This is a genomic window from Planktothrix serta PCC 8927 (assembly GCF_900010725.2).
GTDB classification, from domain to species: Bacteria; Cyanobacteriota; Cyanobacteriia; order Cyanobacteriales; family Microcoleaceae; genus Planktothrix; species Planktothrix serta.
Window position 1 is genome coordinate 26,888 of sequence record NZ_LR734882.1, and the last position, 15,340, is coordinate 42,227.

The window sequence follows — 15,340 nt, forward strand, 5'->3', positions numbered from 1 at the left end:
AATAAAAGGGGAAAAAGCCGATAATATTGAACGGGCAATCGAAACCTACCAAGCTGCTTTAGAAATTTATACTCGTGAAGCATTTCCTGAACAATGGGCAATGACTCAGAATAATCTGGCTAATGCCTATTCGGAGCGAATAAAAGGGGAAAAAGCCGATAATATTGAACGGGCAATCGAAACCTACCAAGCTGCTTTAGAAATTAGAACCCGTGAAGCATTTCCTAAACAATGGGCGGACACTCAAAATAATCTGGCCACTGCCTATTGGAATCGAATAAAAGGGGAAAAAACCGATAATATTGAACGGGCAATCGCCACCTATCAAGCCGCTTTAGAAATTACAACCCGTGCAGCATTTCCTGAACAATGGGCAGAAACTCAAAATAATCTGGCTAATGTCTATTGGAATCAAATAAAAGGGGAAAAAGCCGATAATATTGAACGGGCAATCGAAACCTACCAAGCTGCTTTAGAAATTTATACCCGTGAAGCATTTCCTGAACAATGGGCAATGACTCAGAATAATCTGGCTAATGCCTATTCGGAGCGAATAAAAGGGGAAAAAGCCNCCCAAGCTTGGTACGAACGGAAAGAACGAGTAGGCTATTGTGAAACATCTTCCCTGTTAACTGAATGGAAAAAAGAAGAAGAACTAGACTTTCTTAATCATGTGAGTTCAGTTCCACTTCAGCAAGGATTAAGACATCTGCAAACCGCTTTTAAAAACTTCTTTTCAGGTCGGGCTAAATATCCGAACTTTAAAAAGAAACGTCATGGGGGTAGTGCAGAATTTACCAAAGCTGCATTTACTTATAAAAACGGTGAAATTTATCTAGCTAAGAATAAACAACCTTTACCGATTCGCTGGAGTCGTCAACTTCCAAAAGAATGTCAACCCTCAACAGTAACAGTTAAGTTAGACCCTAGTGGTCGATGGTTTGTCTCTTTAAGAATTGATGATTTAACTAATAACAAATTAGAACCCACCGNGAAGCTAACTTTACCCTAGAAATAGGAGGGGGAGAAATCCCCAAACCCAATTAAACGCCCTACCGAGGCGGGTCTAAGCAGAACAATATCGGTAGCCTCAATCCTGTAATGCCAGCAGGTATGCCGGGGAGTTTCGCCACTTCTGAGGCACAACGGTTTCCTCCAAACCCCAAGAATTCACTATGTTGCATAGACCCCGCCCTCCCTTTCCTCTCACCGCCAAGCTGAGTACAGCTATGGCGGGAGTCGACCGGGAGGAAGAAAGATGAACCCGGAAAATATTCTTTAGTCAAATGTAACTGGGAGGGAAAAGGAGTATAGGCTGATGCCATCTGAAGACTTAAAATCTACCGCAACTCATCAAGACACTCAAACAGTTATCGCCAATCCTTTAAAGGATTATATTGTTAAACACAATCCTTTTCGGCGCAAGAAGCATTCCGAGTCTCGTTGGTTTATTTATCAAAAAATTGGTTATGGCTATTTTTTAGCCATTGTCATCGGTTTTACGGGTTCAATTACAGGATTATTGCTGGCGGATATTTACCAAAAACGGGCTTATTATCAATTATCGGATGCTCATCGACAAGCACAACTGTTCAGTCAATTTAATACAGCCGTTCTCAATATACAATTGCGGAGTTATCACTTGATCTCTTCACAAGACAAGCCGCCAACCTGGAATCAGGATCAAAAAAATATCCGCCAGAACCTGGTTGAACTTGAACAGCTTGTTGTTCAAATTGAAGACTTTATCGATCAAAAACCCAGTTGGTTAGTTGCAGCACCGACACAGATAAAATCATTTTTCCGAACTTATCAAGACAGTTTAAAAACCTATATTAAGACTGTTGAAACCTTAAAGCCTATTTCACCTACTTTATCCGCAAATTCAAAAAATCAAGCTATTTATCAGTCCTTTAAATCATTATCTGATCAACAAGCTTTTCACACATTAGGAAAGCTGAATAATAAATTAGCCGAATGGTTAAAAAAAGCCGAAGAGCAGGAAAATATGGGCGAAATTTTAATGAAAAAAGCTCGTAGTTTAGAAAATTTAATTATTATCCTTAGTGCCTTCTTATCTGTTTTAATTTCCCTGATCGCAGCGATCAAAACTACTCGTTCAATTACTCAACCGTTAAGCTTAACCCAGCAAGTCGCTGAACAAGTTGCCCAGGAATCAAATTATCAACTTCGGGTTCCTTTCCAGACGGATATTCATGAAATCTATTCTTTAGCCAACTCAGTTAATTACTTAATTGAACAAGTTGATCAACGTACTCAGCAGTTAGAACAAGCCAAAGATTCGGCAGAATCTGCTAATCTCGCTAAAAGCCAATTCTTAGCCAATATGAGTCATGAGTTAAGAACGCCTTTAAATGCCATTTTAGGCTATAGTGAAATGCTCAGTGAAGATGCGAAGGATTTAGGTCAAGATGAATTTGTTGGGGATTTAGATATGATCAATACAGCCGGAAAACATTTATTATCCTTAATTAATGATATTTTGGACTTGTCGAAAATTGAAGCCGGACGCATGGAACTGTATTTAGAAAGTTTTGATTTAAAAGAGTTAATTGAAAGTGTTGTTGCTACGGTTAAACCTTTAGTGAGTCAAAATGGAAATATTTTAACCCTGAATTATGATCCGGCTTTAACTATTATTCATACAGATTCAACAAAAGTTAGACAAATTCTGTTTAACTTACTCAGTAATGCTGCTAAATTTACACAACATGGTCAAATTATATTAACAGTAATTCATGAACCGATTAACTCCTCCTCAGATGCTTTAAATTCGGAGAATTCAGCCTCTAATCCTTTACAGACTTATCAGGTTAATTTTTGTGTTCAAGATACAGGAATTGGGATTCCAGAAGAACAACAACAATATGTTTTTGAAGCCTTTATTCAGGGGGATAGTTCAACGGCGCGTAAATATGGAGGGACAGGATTAGGTTTAGCAATTAGCCGTCATTTTTGTAAAATGATGGGGGGAGATTTACGATTAGTGCAAAGTCGGGTAGGATATGGTTCAACCTTTAATGCCTCTTTGCAATCTTCATTAATGATTGATATAGCTCCCTTTCCAGAAATAGCTTCCGATAAAATTCAAGAAGAGGGAGAAGCCTTTAACGTCTAATTTATTAAAAACAATAGAACTCAGGATCTCAAGCTTAAAATAACGAGGGCGATGTTGGCAGAATTCAAAGTTAATTTTTGTAAACCCGATCAATTTCTTGCTTGTGATTCCATTCACCCTTACAATAGGAGAAATCTAGGCTGAATTGCCTACAGAAAAACTATTCTATACAGGTGGAGAACATGACACATCGCCCGATTATTTTAGGGATTGTTGGAGACAGTGCCGCCGGAAAAACAACCTTGACAAAAGGAATTGCTCAAGTCTTGGGAGAAGAAAATGTAACGGTAATTTGTACCGACGATTATCACCGTTATGACCGCAAACAACGAGCGGAAATGGATATTACCCCCTTACATCCAGATTGTAACTATCTGGATATTATGCAGCAACATCTCACCTTATTAAGGACAGGACAACCTATTCTTAAACCGATTTATAATCATCATCAGGGAACATTTGATCCCCCGGAATATATTAAACCCAATCGGTTTGTAATTGTAGAAGGTTTATTGGGTTATTCTACTCGTGGAATTCGGGATAATTATGATGTGAAAGTGTATTTAGCTCCGCCTGAATCTCTCCGGGCTAAATGGAAAATTAAACGAGATACAATGAAACGGGGTTACTCTGAAGAAGAGGTACTTCTCGCATTACAACAACGGGAACCTGACTCAGAGGCATTTATTCGTCCCCAACGAAAATCAGCCGATGTAATTGTTACCTTTTATCCTCCAGATGGTGATGAAAATGGAACCAACTTGAATGTTCGTTTAGTTTTGCGTCCGACCATTCCTCACCCAGATTTTAGTAAGATTTTAGATCAACAAAGTGGTCATCATATTGGAGCCGTGCGTCTAGGATTAGATCGAGATATGGGTAAACCCGTAGATGTCTTAGAAATTGATAGTCACGCCACCCTCGATCAAGTCAATGAATTAGAAATGATTCTTTGTAATGAATTACCGAGTTTAAAAAACTTTTGTAGTTCTGGAGGTAATCAAAATTTAGGGATTTTACAGGGAACAACAGGAGAAATGCTACAAAGCTATCCTTTAGCTTTAACACAATTATTAATTGCTTATCACATGATTAAAGCCACTAAAGTCATTTAGTTTAACTAAAAATTTGGGTTTGATCTAATTCCCTAACTGGGTGGCTGTATTACTGAGGGGAACAAAAAAGCAATTTTGATCTAGTTTAGGGGTCGGGAAATAATCTCATGATTCCTGATCAAAACAGCATTATTTCCCGTTATAATCGAAGGTTTATTTGCATCCCAAGGAATCACGAGTTGGAACTCCCGTTAGGGAATTAACTCCCCTCGCAACCAGACACAATTGTCGAATCTGTTCTCGATCTAATATCGCATCAGTAAAATCAGCCCCTAGGATGTTTGTATGATAAAAGGTTGAACCCAAAAATAAGGCTTCGACTAATACAGCATCACTTAAGTCTGTTTCAGTAAAATTAGCTTGATCTAACATTGCATAAGTTAAATTTGCTTTTTTTAAACTGGCTTTTGTTAGAATTCCTTTACTAAAAATAGCCCCTTCTAAATCGGAATTATCAAATTTGGCTAACTCCATATTAGAATTAGCAAATTCAGCCCCTGGTAAAGACTGATTAGAAAAATCTCGTCCTTGTAGTAAACTATGGCTGAAAAATAGATGGCCTGGATTTTTTGCCGCCCACGCTGGAACAGGAAAAGCCAACAGCACTAAAACAACGGTTAAAACGATGAATTGCCAAATTCTAAGCATTTATTAATGACTCCCCTCTCGGATCAAGTTATTTATACTTATGTTACCTTCCCTAATACCAATCTTGACATTATCGAAAATCGGAGCCAGAAGACCCGCACCTTTATGGAACGTTGGTGTCGGGATGAATGGCGGGACATCAAAAAACAAATTACAGATTCCGTGTTAGAATGTAAGACATGACAGAAAAAGCCTATCGCTACCGATTCTATCCAACTCCTGAACAAGAAGACCTGTTGAGGAGAACATTGGGGTGTGTTCGACTAATCTACAATAAAGCANATAAACGTGCAGGCTTCCCTAAATTTAAGTCTAAACAGGGCAAACAGTCAATTCAATACCCTCAAAATGTCAAGATTGTTGAGGGTAATGTCAAACTTCCTGGTAATATTGGAATAGTCAAAGCCAAAATACATAGACCGATTGAAGGGAAAATCAAGACTGTAACTGTTAGTCAAACACCATCAGGCAAATATTTGGCATCTATATTGACTGAAATTGAAGGGGAAAACCCTACTGTTTCAGAAGGTAAGATTTACGGTATTGATTTAGGGTTAAAGCACTTTGCAGTTGTCACTGATGGTGAAAATGTTTCTAAATACGATAATCCTAAACATCTTGCCAAGCATGAGAAAAACCTCAAACTTAAGCAGAAAAAATTAGCGCGCAAACAAAAAGGAAGTAAGTCAAGACAAAAGTATAGAAAAATTGTTGCTAAAGTGTACGAACGAGTTAGTAATTCCCGGCAAGATTTTTTACACAAACTTAGTCATAAGTTAGTCAGCGATAGCCAAGCTGTGATCGTAGAAAATCTTCATGTCAAAGGCATGGTTCGTAATCACAATTTGGCTCAGGCAATATCTGATTGTGGATGGGGAACTTTCACTAATTTCTTAGCTTACAAACTAGGTCGAAAAGGTGGAAAGTTAGTCGAGATTGATAGATGGTTTCCCAGTTCCAAACTCTGTTCTAATTGTTTCTATCAAGTCAGTGAGATGCCATTAGATNTGCAGCAAAGATTACAGCAGAAACCCGGATTTCTTCAACGAGATTTCTGTTATAGCAGCAAAGATTACAGCAGAAACCCGGTTTCTTCATCTACTATTGTTTATCTGTAATTTGAATGATATAAGGGTGATAGGTATTCGGTTTATAAGACCCAACCCAAATTTCATATTTTCCCGATAACCATTGACCTTCAATACTGGGATTCATATCTTTAGAATCATCACTACACCAACTTCCTCCAGGCCCGCGAATGACTAAAACAGTATCTTCACTACTTTGGACTTGGAGTTTTAAATAATCAAAAAAACTGGTTAAAATCAAAGTATGATCGGGTTGTTGATCCACATAACCCATACAAGTTCCTGTTTGAGTGTCTTCTCGCCCTGCGGTATCTTGTGCTAAAGCTGGCCCCCCACTTAATCCTCGAATTAATAGCGGGTTGGGGCTAAATTTAGGGTTCAGGGTAATGTTTTCAAACATGGGGGTGGATGCGCTGTCAAACGGTTGAGCTTGAACTGAACGAGGCAGTAATAACCCAACCGTCATGATCACAACGCCCAATGCTAAATTTTTTAGAGTTGCATTAGTCATTGTTGGAACCGTTTTATTTATGACTTTTTACCCAGAATTTCTTCTTTGAGGGTATTAAAATCTGCGCTGAGTTCCTTGCGATTATCTGCTTTTAAGAGATAACGATAAATAAACCAAGCTGAATATCCTAAACCAACGGTTTCAAATGTGGGTTTGATTAGAGGAATTTCATTAATAATTTCTACTAATCCCACTAAAATTTTGAAGGTAATTAAGAGGGCAATTAGTAAACCCACTGTGGTTAAAGGACGCTTGTATTCCTTAAAGAAACTCCCTAAATTTTCAGGGAGTTGAGATAAAAACGCGAGAACTTCTTCTTTCATAGGTTGTAAGGATTGGTTAACAGAATCATACGAGAATGAAGTTGGAGAATCAATAACAACCTCAACTTTAGAGGCACTTGTCGTCATCGGTTCAGCATTGAATAAAATCTCCGTTGCTGAAGTTCTAACCCATTCCGGTTGCACTTCAACAGGTTCCGGTTCCAGGATCGGAGGCAAGTTTTCCAGCACTTGTTCCACCACTGCTTGATCCGTCAACGGCTCCGGTGTGGGTTCAATCACCGGGGGTAGATCTTCAACAACCTGTTCCACGACTGCTTCTGTCGTCACAGGTTCCTCGGCCACAGGTTCAGGTGTGGGTGCTTCCACCGCTACAGGTTCCTCGGCCACAGGTTCGGGTGTGGTTGCTTCCGGTGGAAGCAACTCATCCAGAACTTGTTCGATCACGGCTTGATCTGTTAAAGGTTCCGGTGCAGGTTCTTCCACAACTGGGGGCTCCTCCGCCACAGGTTCCGGCGCAGGTTCTTCCACAACTGGGGGTTCCTCCGCCACAGGTTCCGGCGCAGGTTCTTCTACAACTGGGGTTTCCTCCGCCACAGGTTCCGGTGCAGGTTCTTCCACTGGGGATAATTCTTCAAGAACCTGTTCTACAATTGCTTCATCCGTAATCGGTTCCGTCGGGGTTACGGACTCCTCAACCGGAGTTTCAACAATTGGGGACTCTGAAGATGGGGATAGGGGGGAATCAACTCCCGTTTCTGCCTCAGATGCTTGGGCGGGTGTCGAATCAACTGTAGGCTTAGATTTTTTAGATTGGGAAGAATTGCCCTTGGCATCGGATGATTTGCGAGATCTGGGAGAATTTGCCATGATATCTGCCTCGTTAAAAATTAACCCTGTAAAACAGTTTGAAAACGAATTAAATCAATCCCTTTTTGATGGAACAATAACCAAGATTCGATTAAATCTGGGCCGTGCATTGTTCCCATCAAAGCTGCTCTGAGCGATCGCATCACTAAACCTTTTTTGACGTTTGTTTCTTTCATCGCACTATTAATCATTGCTTTCGCAGCATCCGATGTTAAGGGTTGATCCCGTTGTTGGGTTATTTTATCCTGAATTGCCTGCACAATTGCGATCGCACCTTCCTGTTGCAATTGCGTTTTTGCTTCAGTGTCTAACTCAACGGTTGGGGTAAAAAATAATCGGCTCATTTCCACCCCATCTTTAAGCGTTGTTAAACTAGGGCCAATTAATGCCGTCAGTTGCTCTAACCAAGCGCCATCTGAATTTGGGTCAAATTCATAACCCGCTTCTTGCCAATAGGGGATTAATGACGTCATTAATTCGGGTATCGGCAGTTTATGAAGATATTGGCTATTAATCCAATTCAATTTATCCCAATCAAATTTTGCCCCAGCTTTATTGACTCGATCAAAACTAAAGTGTTTAGCCGCTTCTTCTAAAGTAAATAATTCTTGAGTCGCATCGGGTGGAGTCCAACCCAATAACGTCATATAATTGGCTAAAGCTTCTGGGGTATATCCCATCGTTTTAAAATCAGAAATCGAGGTGACACCATCTCGTTTTGATAATTTACGACCCTCAGCATTTAGAATTAACGGCGTATGACCAAATTCAGGAATAGCCGCATTTAACGCTTCATAAAGCAAAATTTGTTTAGGAGTATTAGAAATATGATCTTCACCCCGAATCACCTGGGTAATTTTCATATTAATATCATCGACAACCACCACAAAATTATAAAGCGGTTGCCCAATTTTACCCTCACCAGACGCTCTAGCAATCACCATATCACCGCCTAAATCACTGCCTTTCCAGGTGACTTTTCCCCGAACTAAATCCGTCCAACTAATTTCTCGATCATCCTCAATTCTAAAGCGAATCACAGCTTGACGACCTTCCGCTTCAAATTCTGCTTGCTGTTCGGGAGTCAGATGACGATGGCGGTTATCATAGCGAGGCGCCTCATTTCTAGCTTTCTGGGCTTCTCGCATGGCGTCTAATTCTTCTGGGGTACAATAGCAACGATAGGCTAACCCTTTTTCCAATAAGGTTTTGATATTTTGACCATACAACTCTAAACGATCGGATTGATAAAACGGCCCCTCATCCCAAGTTAAGCCTAACCAGGTTAACCCGGCTAGAATGTTTTCAGTATATTCAGGGCGAGACCGTTCTAAGTCGGTATCTTCAACTCGTAAAACAAACGTGCCACCTTGGTTACGCGCAAATAACCAGTTAAATACAGCAGTTCTGGCAGTTCCTATATGTAAATTTCCGGTTGGACTTGGAGCAAGACGAACTCTAACACTCATATCAATATCAATTTTAATTTAACAGGGGAGGATTGCCCCATTGGTTGTGAAAATACACAGATATTATCAGCTTACCATTATTCAGTCGCCTCAGCACAAAATTTTCTCCAAAGCGGGTCAAAGGTTAAGATTTTTCAAAGACCAGAAAATGTTGTTGCGGTAAAAAAGATTGGGTTTCTCGCCATTTTAAACCGACGGCTGCCATTTCTTTTTTAACTTGTTTCTCTGACATTTTATGCAGTCCTTTAATTAAAATAAACGGATTTTCTTGACGATATTCTAATAATACAACCCGTCCGCCCGGTTTTAACGCTTTCACAATTTCCTGCATCATTTCTTGAGGATATTGAAACTCATGATAAGCATCCACCATCAAAGCTAAATTAATACTAGATTCGGGTAAATTAGGATTATTTACTGTCCCTAATATTGGTTCTACATTGGGAATATTTTCCTGAGTTTTAACAAAGTTAATTAAATCTAACATTTGCGGTTGTACATCAACAGCTAAGACCTTTCCTAGGGGAACTAAAGGACTGATTCTAAAGGTAAAATATCCAGTTCCTGCACCAATATCTGCCACAATATCAGTAGGTTTTAAATCTAAAGCTGCGATCGCTTGTTGAGGTTGTTCTGAACTGTCTCGACCCGGACGTTCTAACCATCCGGCTCCTTCATGACCCATGACTTGAGCAATTTCCCGACCTAAATAAAATTTACCAATACCATCGGGACTGTGAAGGATGCGATATTGATAAACTTGATCAACTCTAGGAGAGGTTAAGGCTAGAATAGGATCAGGATTGAGTAGACATCCCCACAAAATCACCGCAATGCAACAAATAATCAAGGATAAATATTGATACAAAGGTTTCATAGGAGTTTACATTAGATTCCAACTTTTGTTAGACTAGCAAACAATAGCAAAAAATTGATTAAAATTGTTTAAATCGGTGTTAGGGTGCTAAAAAGATCAACTTAACCTCATGTTTCATAGGAGAATCATACCTTGCGGCGAGAATATAACAAATTAGTGCGCGATCGCATCCCCGAACTGATTCAAAAATCAGGGTATCAATGTGATATTAAAACCTTGTCTGAAACCGAATATCGTCAAGCTTTGCGCGATAAAATTCTGGAAGAAGCCCAAGAAGTTGCCCAAGCTTCTGACCGTGAATTAGTCCAGGAATTAGCCGATTTATTAGAGGTAATAGACGCCTTAATGGAAAGTTATGGGATTGAAAATGAATGTATTTTATTAGAACGAGATCATAAACGCGCAGAAAAAGGAGGCTTTGAACACAAAATCAAATTACTCTGGACGGAAGCGATCGCGTAACTGTTAAAAGACTCCTCAATTTTAACCGCTAAAAAATTTCCTAGGCAAACAACAGGTTAGGGTTGTTCACTTTTACCCCACCAGAATTTAAGCAGTTGTCGATTTTCGATCTGCTTAAATAGATGGAATCTCCCTCGTTCTACGAGGGGGTGGATGTCAATGATGTATTCTTATAAAAAATGCGGTATCATCAGTAAAACTTCAATTTTAAACGATATCAAGATCGGTTAATGTTTAGCAATTATTCCCTACCCTGGTTAAAGGCTTCCTATACCTTACCTGTTGTTTATTCCCGACTGGTTTGGTGGTCAATGATGTATCCCTCAATCTGCGCCAGCGAACTCTGGAAAGCCTATTGGAAATCTAACTTATCCCCAACTGCTTCTCCCTCTCCTCTCCCAGAGGAACCCATTGTTGTGACCATCTTAGAGGAGATCGCTGAAGCGGTGGTTGAAGTTGAACCTGTCGAGATTCTTCCCCTAGCTAAAGCAGAAATTCCCCTCACTTTAGAACCACCCCCTATTGTTGAGGAAAAACCCTTGACAATACTAACAGTTGAAGCTGTACAAACTCCTTCTATTTCAATAGAAACTCTACCCCAATCTTTACCCCTTCCTTCTCGACAAAAACCCGAAAATCGCAAGCGAGTTATCAGATTATTACAGTCTTTTGCCATTACTCAATTAGAGGATATTAATCGTTTAACCTTAGATCGAACTAAATCCTTAGCAAAAGCGTTAGGAATTTCTCAAAGTATTCAAGGGGAGAAGAAAAAAGTCGCCGTTCTCAAGGATGAAGTCAAACAACGATTACTAGATGCGGCGTTATTAGAAGCTTAAGACTCTATGATTCATTCTAATCAGTTATGGCTATTACACGAATTAGAATCGCTAAAGATAAAGCAGAATTAGTGCGATCGCTGACGGAAATAGAAGGCAAAACAGGGCCATTTCAAACCTATGCTGATGTGGTAGCTTTTGCTGCTTTATTAGGAAAACGACGTCAAAAACGAATTCCAATCGATGGACTTTCTAAACGTGATCCAGGGCCGATTTCAATGGAAGTTTTTATTTCTAGGGGATACGATGGGATTATTAAATTAGTAGCGATCGCCGAAACCCAAAATCCTAAACTTTTATCTCCTTTTGAACTCGAAGCCGAAGAACAACGAGCATTAATCTTTGAAGAATATGCGAATGGAGGATTAGAAATATTGCGGGAAGAATGTCGCGGTACTGTTGATTATTCAGATCGATTATTATTAATATTAATGGCAGAACGCGATCGCCCCTCTCAACCCGAAGGCGAATTTGATTTAACTCGTTTTCTCAGTTAAATATCTTCTATAGCAATCTTAAATAGGTTGTAATATTTTAGGGTTGGGGCTGGGAAACCCGGTTTCTGATTCTCCTGTTGAGGTATAATTTAACTAGACTCATATCAGGAAGTTAAGGTTATAACTGATAGTTCCCAGGACACAGGGGCTTCTCAATTCTGTTGCGATCGCAGCTTATAATTTAGCGTATTAGTTATTTAGTCAATCTGAGGAAATTGTCAAATGGAAATGGTCATTTCAGAACATATTCAGATAACTCCCGATGTTTGTGGAGGTAAACCGCGAATTGCCGGACATCGAATTAAAGTGCAGGATATTGTCATTTGGTCTGAAGAAATGGGGATGTCACCCGATGAGATTTTGTACCACTACCCATCGATTACTTTAGCTGATGTCTATGCGGCTTTAGCTTATTATCACGACCATCGAGAAGAAATCCGATCTCAAATTCGGGCAGATGAAGCGTTTGTCCAAGAAATGCAAGCACAAACTCCTTCTCTCCTACAAGAAAGGTTAAAGCGTCGAAATGCCTAAAACAATTCGGTTTCATCTGGATGAAAATGTCAGTAATGCCATTGCAGAGGGTTTGCGACGACGGGGAATTGATGTCACCACCACATCAGAAACTGATTTGATCGGTGCATCGGATCACGAACAAATTAATTTTGCCATTGAACAAAAACGAGTCATTTTTACCCAAGATACAGATTTTTTGCGGATAGCTAGAGCCGGAATCCCTCATAATGGCATTGTTTACTGTCAACAAAAAAGTCACTCGATTGGAGATATTATTCGCGGTTTGACTTTGATTTGGGAATATTTAGAACCAGAGGAAATGCAGTCTAAGGTCGAGTTTATTTGAGTTGTTGCTAAGGAAAAAAACGATGAAAGGGATTCAATTTGTTGTGAATGATGCTGGGGAAAAGCAGGCGGTATTAATTGATTTAATGGAGTGGGGTGAGTTGTGGGAAGACTTCTATGATTTGTTGGTGGCTCATACTCGTCAGGATGAGGAGGAGGTGTCTTGGGAGGAGTTAAAACAGCAAATTTGCTTATCGTAGTTAGAGGAACTCTAAGTTAAAATACAATCAATTAACCTATTATGCAAAAAGTCAATTTTAATCAAGTTTTAGAAATGGCAGAATCTCTGTCTGAGTCAGAGCAAGATTTTTTAATTGAAATTCTCCAAAAACGATTAGGGGAAAAAAGGAGAAAGGAAATTGCTGCCAGTATTGCCGAAGCTCATGCAGAATATAAGCAGGGAAAAACGCAAAAAGTTACCGTAGATGAGTTAATGGCGGAATTAGATGAATGAACTTAATCACTTCATCAGCTTTTAAACGCGCTCTTAAAGCTACAGTTCAGAAAAATCCTCAGTTGAAAGTGAGAATTGCAGAAAGATTAAAATTGTTAGAAAGGGAACCTTTTAATCCTATCTTGAGAACACATAAATTAAAAGGAGATTTAGCGGGTGCTTGGTCTTGTATTGTAGATTATGATTGTCGCATTGTGTTTAATTTCGTGACGAATGAAAACACAGGAGAAGAAGAGATTCTATTAATTAATATAGGAACTCATGACGAAGTTTATTAAGGATGTTGTTTACTTCACAGGAACGAGAACAACCTAAACTCCTAGAAACCGGGTTTCTACAACAATCTTTTTATCCTCACCCAACTTTAAGGAAGAAACCCGGTTTCTGATTCTGCTGTTATAAGGTCGAGTTTATTTGAGTTGTTGCTAAAAGCCACAGTTAAAAAGAATCCTCAGTAATTTAGTAATTATGTAGGTTAGACCGGGAGCATTGCGAGTTCAGTATCGGGGGAAACGGGTTCAAAATGCAAGACAATAATTTGCTCTGGACGCAACCCAATTGATTCATAAGTGCGACCCGTGCGATGGTCACTAAATTCGACTTCAAACGCCGCCCCATTTGCCAAAATTTCTACCACTGTTCCCACTTGTCCTTGCCACAAATTATACTGGGGAAGGTCAACGGTGAGAGCGACGACATCTAACAACTTGATTGTTTTGGATTTCATAAACATTGCCTCTATTGATTACAGGGGGTAACAAGTGGTTAACTTGGGAATATCCGAACCCTGCTCGATAATCCAACCACTCCTAAGCTTTGCACTTTTATTTTGCCATTGGACGGTAAAATCAAGGGTGTAACGTTGACCAAATTCATCTAGTCTACCGAGTTGCGCTTCTTGAGTTTTAACAACTTCCAGAAGAATTTGGCGTAATTCTTCCGCATCATCAGCAGTCATCCCCAGAATAGACGAAAACAGCCGAGCTTTGTGCTTACCGTCGTCGTGTTCTAAATTGAGGCAGTAGTCCCGTAGTTTACGAATATCAACCACTGCATTCTCAGCATAGGGAATCAGCATAGAGAAGTATCTAAACCAGTAACCCTAGTTTATCTCGAAATTGAGTCACAGGGTTTGGTGCAACAATCTTTTTATCCTAACCCAGATTTAAGGAAGAAACCCGATTTCTGATCTCCCTGTTGAGGTATAATTTAACCAGACTAACATCAGGAAGTTAAGGTTATGACTAATTGACCTATTATGCAAAAAGCCAATTTTAATCAAGTTTTAGAAATGGCAGAGTCTCTAAAAGTCCAAAATCAAACTGCATTGATAGAAGGTATGACCCATGAAAAGTATGGATATTAACCAAGCCTTACCACAAATTTTGGAACTGATAGACATGGCTTTTGCTGGAGAAGAAATTTTGATTACTAAAAATAATCATCAAACGATTAAAATTACTCCGTTTTCTCCTGCTAACCAACGCCCTCCCTTATTTGGTTGTGATCAAGATCGGATTTCTATGTCTGATGATTTTGATCAACCTTTAGATGATTTTCAGGACTATCTGTAATGCGGTTACTTCTTGATACTCATACGTTACTCTGGTTTTTTATGGGAAATTCCCAGTTAACCGATAAGGTGCACGATTTAATAGAAAATACTCAAAATCAAAAGCTGATTAGTGTAGCCAGTGTTTGGGAAATGGCGATTAAACAGAGTCAAAACAAGTTGAATTTAGAGAATAACGCAGCCGATTATATTGAGGAAAAAATTAAATGGTCTGATTTTGAGCTATTGCCGATTCATCTCAATCATTTAAGGCTATTATCCCATCTTTCATTTTATCATAAAGATCCTTTTGATAGACTGTTAATTGTTCAATCTATCCAAGAAAATATCCCGATTTTGAGTAAAGATATTGCTTTCGATGCTTATCCAACTCAAAGAATTTGGGACTAAAGATCAACAACTAACCCAGAGTTAACCAAGAAACCCGATTTCTGCATAATTTAGATGAGAAAACCACCAGACTCCAAGAAACCGGGTTTCTGCAATAATCTTTGTATCCTCACCCAGATTTAAGGAAGAAACCCGATTTCTGCTCCCCTACTTAACTCGAAGAAACCGGGTTTCTGCAACAATCTTTTTATCCTCACCCAGATTTAAGGAAGAAACCCGGTTTCTGATTCTTCTGTTGAGCTAGAATTGAATTAGACTAACATCAG

At 39.3% G+C, this 15,340-nt stretch carries 21 protein-coding genes and 2 pseudogenes; 16 read left to right on the forward strand and 7 right to left on the reverse strand.

Annotated features, from left to right (window positions below):
* Nucleotides 1-100 precede the first annotated feature (100 nt).
* From PL8927_RS29185 to PL8927_RS23495, 4 genes and pseudogenes are all read left to right on the forward strand, one after another.
* A pseudogene (locus PL8927_RS29185) lies at nt 101-151 on the forward strand (hypothetical protein); the annotation flags it as partial.
* Nucleotides 152-277: 126 nt separating this feature from the next.
* A pseudogene (locus PL8927_RS29190) lies at nt 278-997 on the forward strand (tetratricopeptide repeat protein); the annotation flags it as partial.
* Between the two features lie 321 nt (nt 998-1,318).
* The gene (locus PL8927_RS23490; RefSeq protein ID WP_083625888.1) at nt 1,319-3,139 is read left to right on the forward strand and encodes a sensor histidine kinase; all 1,821 of its coding nucleotides are present in this window, start codon (nt 1,319-1,321) and stop codon (nt 3,137-3,139) included.
* A gap of 182 nt (nt 3,140-3,321) precedes the next feature.
* A complete protein-coding gene (locus PL8927_RS23495) occupies nt 3,322-4,254 on the forward strand; it encodes a phosphoribulokinase (RefSeq protein ID WP_083625889.1) in 933 nt (310 codons plus the stop codon).
* A 153-nt stretch (nt 4,255-4,407) separates the two neighbouring features.
* Here PL8927_RS23495 and PL8927_RS23500 read toward each other — a convergent pair whose 3' ends face one another.
* Nucleotides 4,408-4,902, reverse strand: a complete 495-nt coding sequence (locus PL8927_RS23500; protein WP_083625890.1) for a pentapeptide repeat-containing protein — start codon at nt 4,900-4,902, stop codon at nt 4,408-4,410.
* 6 nt (nt 4,903-4,908) lie between these two features.
* Between PL8927_RS23500 and PL8927_RS23505 the strand changes: the two genes are divergently transcribed.
* Both PL8927_RS23505 and PL8927_RS23510 read left to right on the forward strand, forming a co-directional pair.
* On the forward strand, nt 4,909-5,085 hold the full coding sequence (locus PL8927_RS23505) for a hypothetical protein (RefSeq protein ID WP_156093307.1): 177 nt from the start codon (nt 4,909-4,911) through the stop codon (nt 5,083-5,085).
* Nucleotides 5,082-6,020, forward strand: coding sequence for an RNA-guided endonuclease InsQ/TnpB family protein (locus tag PL8927_RS23510; protein ID WP_197047537.1), 939 nt, complete (start codon nt 5,082-5,084; stop codon nt 6,018-6,020). Before PL8927_RS23505 ends, PL8927_RS23510 begins: the two co-directional genes overlap by 4 nt.
* Here PL8927_RS23510 and PL8927_RS23515 read toward each other — a convergent pair.
* The 4 genes from PL8927_RS23515 to PL8927_RS23530 all read right to left on the reverse strand — a co-directional run bounded on the left by PL8927_RS23515 (nt 6,004) and on the right by PL8927_RS23530 (nt 9,998).
* Nucleotides 6,004-6,501 carry a hypothetical protein gene (locus tag PL8927_RS23515; protein ID WP_083625891.1) on the reverse strand — a complete coding sequence of 166 codons (498 nt, stop codon included), beginning with the start codon at nt 6,499-6,501 and terminating at the stop codon, nt 6,004-6,006. The two genes, PL8927_RS23510 and PL8927_RS23515, sit on opposite strands and share 17 nt — an antisense overlap.
* A 17-nt stretch (nt 6,502-6,518) precedes the next feature.
* Nucleotides 6,519-7,652 carry a CAAD domain-containing protein gene (locus tag PL8927_RS28145; RefSeq protein WP_197047538.1) on the reverse strand — a complete coding sequence of 378 codons (1,134 nt, stop codon included), beginning with the start codon at nt 7,650-7,652 and terminating at the stop codon, nt 6,519-6,521.
* Between the two features lie 20 nt (nt 7,653-7,672).
* Nucleotides 7,673-9,121 carry a glutamate--tRNA ligase gene (gene gltX / locus PL8927_RS23525; protein WP_083625892.1) on the reverse strand — a complete coding sequence of 483 codons (1,449 nt, stop codon included), beginning with the start codon at nt 9,119-9,121 and terminating at the stop codon, nt 7,673-7,675.
* Between the two features lie 124 nt (nt 9,122-9,245).
* Nucleotides 9,246-9,998, reverse strand: a complete 753-nt coding sequence (locus PL8927_RS23530; protein WP_083625893.1) for a class I SAM-dependent methyltransferase — start codon at nt 9,996-9,998, stop codon at nt 9,246-9,248.
* A gap of 132 nt (nt 9,999-10,130) precedes the next feature.
* On the opposite strand from PL8927_RS23530, the gene PL8927_RS23535 reads away from it, so the two are divergent.
* The 8 genes from PL8927_RS23535 (at nt 10,131) to PL8927_RS23565 (ending at nt 13,389) form a co-directional block, all read left to right on the forward strand.
* A complete protein-coding gene (locus PL8927_RS23535; RefSeq protein ID WP_083625894.1) occupies nt 10,131-10,460 on the forward strand; it encodes a nucleoside triphosphate pyrophosphohydrolase in 330 nt (109 codons plus the stop codon).
* 230 nt (nt 10,461-10,690) lie between these two features.
* Complete coding sequence (locus PL8927_RS23540) at nt 10,691-11,299, forward strand: hypothetical protein (protein WP_083625895.1); 609 nt, start codon at nt 10,691-10,693, stop codon at nt 11,297-11,299.
* Nucleotides 11,300-11,325: 26 nt separating this feature from the next.
* Nucleotides 11,326-11,796, forward strand: coding sequence for a DNA phosphorothioation-associated protein 4 (locus PL8927_RS23545; protein WP_083625896.1), 471 nt, complete (start codon nt 11,326-11,328; stop codon nt 11,794-11,796).
* 222 nt (nt 11,797-12,018) lie between these two features.
* On the forward strand, nt 12,019-12,330 hold the full coding sequence (locus tag PL8927_RS23550) for a DUF433 domain-containing protein (RefSeq protein WP_083625897.1): 312 nt from the start codon (nt 12,019-12,021) through the stop codon (nt 12,328-12,330).
* Nucleotides 12,323-12,658: a DUF5615 family PIN-like protein gene (locus tag PL8927_RS23555; protein WP_083625898.1), complete on the forward strand. Its 336-nt coding sequence runs from the start codon at nt 12,323-12,325 to the stop codon at nt 12,656-12,658. The genes PL8927_RS23550 and PL8927_RS23555 overlap by 8 nt, the downstream gene beginning before the upstream one ends.
* 22 nt (nt 12,659-12,680) lie before the next feature.
* Nucleotides 12,681-12,857, forward strand: a complete 177-nt coding sequence (locus tag PL8927_RS28150) for a hypothetical protein (RefSeq protein WP_197047539.1) — start codon at nt 12,681-12,683, stop codon at nt 12,855-12,857.
* A 41-nt stretch (nt 12,858-12,898) separates the two neighbouring features.
* Nucleotides 12,899-13,111, forward strand: coding sequence for a hypothetical protein (locus tag PL8927_RS23560; protein WP_083625899.1), 213 nt, complete (start codon nt 12,899-12,901; stop codon nt 13,109-13,111).
* Entirely contained in the window at nt 13,108-13,389 is a 282-nt protein-coding gene (locus PL8927_RS23565) for a type II toxin-antitoxin system RelE/ParE family toxin (RefSeq protein ID WP_083625900.1), read from the forward strand. Before PL8927_RS23560 ends, PL8927_RS23565 begins: the two co-directional genes overlap by 4 nt.
* Nucleotides 13,390-13,586: 197 nt before the next feature.
* Here the strand turns inward: PL8927_RS23565 and PL8927_RS23570 are convergent, their stop codons facing one another.
* Entirely contained in the window at nt 13,587-13,838 is a 252-nt protein-coding gene (locus PL8927_RS23570; RefSeq protein WP_083625901.1) for a DUF4926 domain-containing protein, read from the reverse strand.
* Nucleotides 13,839-13,856: 18 nt separating this feature from the next.
* Complete coding sequence (locus tag PL8927_RS23575) at nt 13,857-14,189, reverse strand: DUF6883 domain-containing protein (RefSeq protein ID WP_083625902.1); 333 nt, start codon at nt 14,187-14,189, stop codon at nt 13,857-13,859.
* A 268-nt stretch (nt 14,190-14,457) separates the two neighbouring features.
* On the opposite strand from PL8927_RS23575, the gene PL8927_RS23580 reads away from it, so the two are divergent.
* The gene (locus PL8927_RS23580) at nt 14,458-14,685 is read left to right on the forward strand and encodes a type II toxin-antitoxin system Phd/YefM family antitoxin (RefSeq protein WP_083625903.1); all 228 of its coding nucleotides are present in this window, start codon (nt 14,458-14,460) and stop codon (nt 14,683-14,685) included.
* Nucleotides 14,685-15,074: a type II toxin-antitoxin system VapC family toxin gene (locus PL8927_RS23585; RefSeq protein ID WP_083625904.1), complete on the forward strand. Its 390-nt coding sequence runs from the start codon at nt 14,685-14,687 to the stop codon at nt 15,072-15,074. Before PL8927_RS23580 ends, PL8927_RS23585 begins: the two co-directional genes overlap by 1 nt.
* The last annotated feature ends 266 nt before the right edge of the window (nt 15,075-15,340 follow it).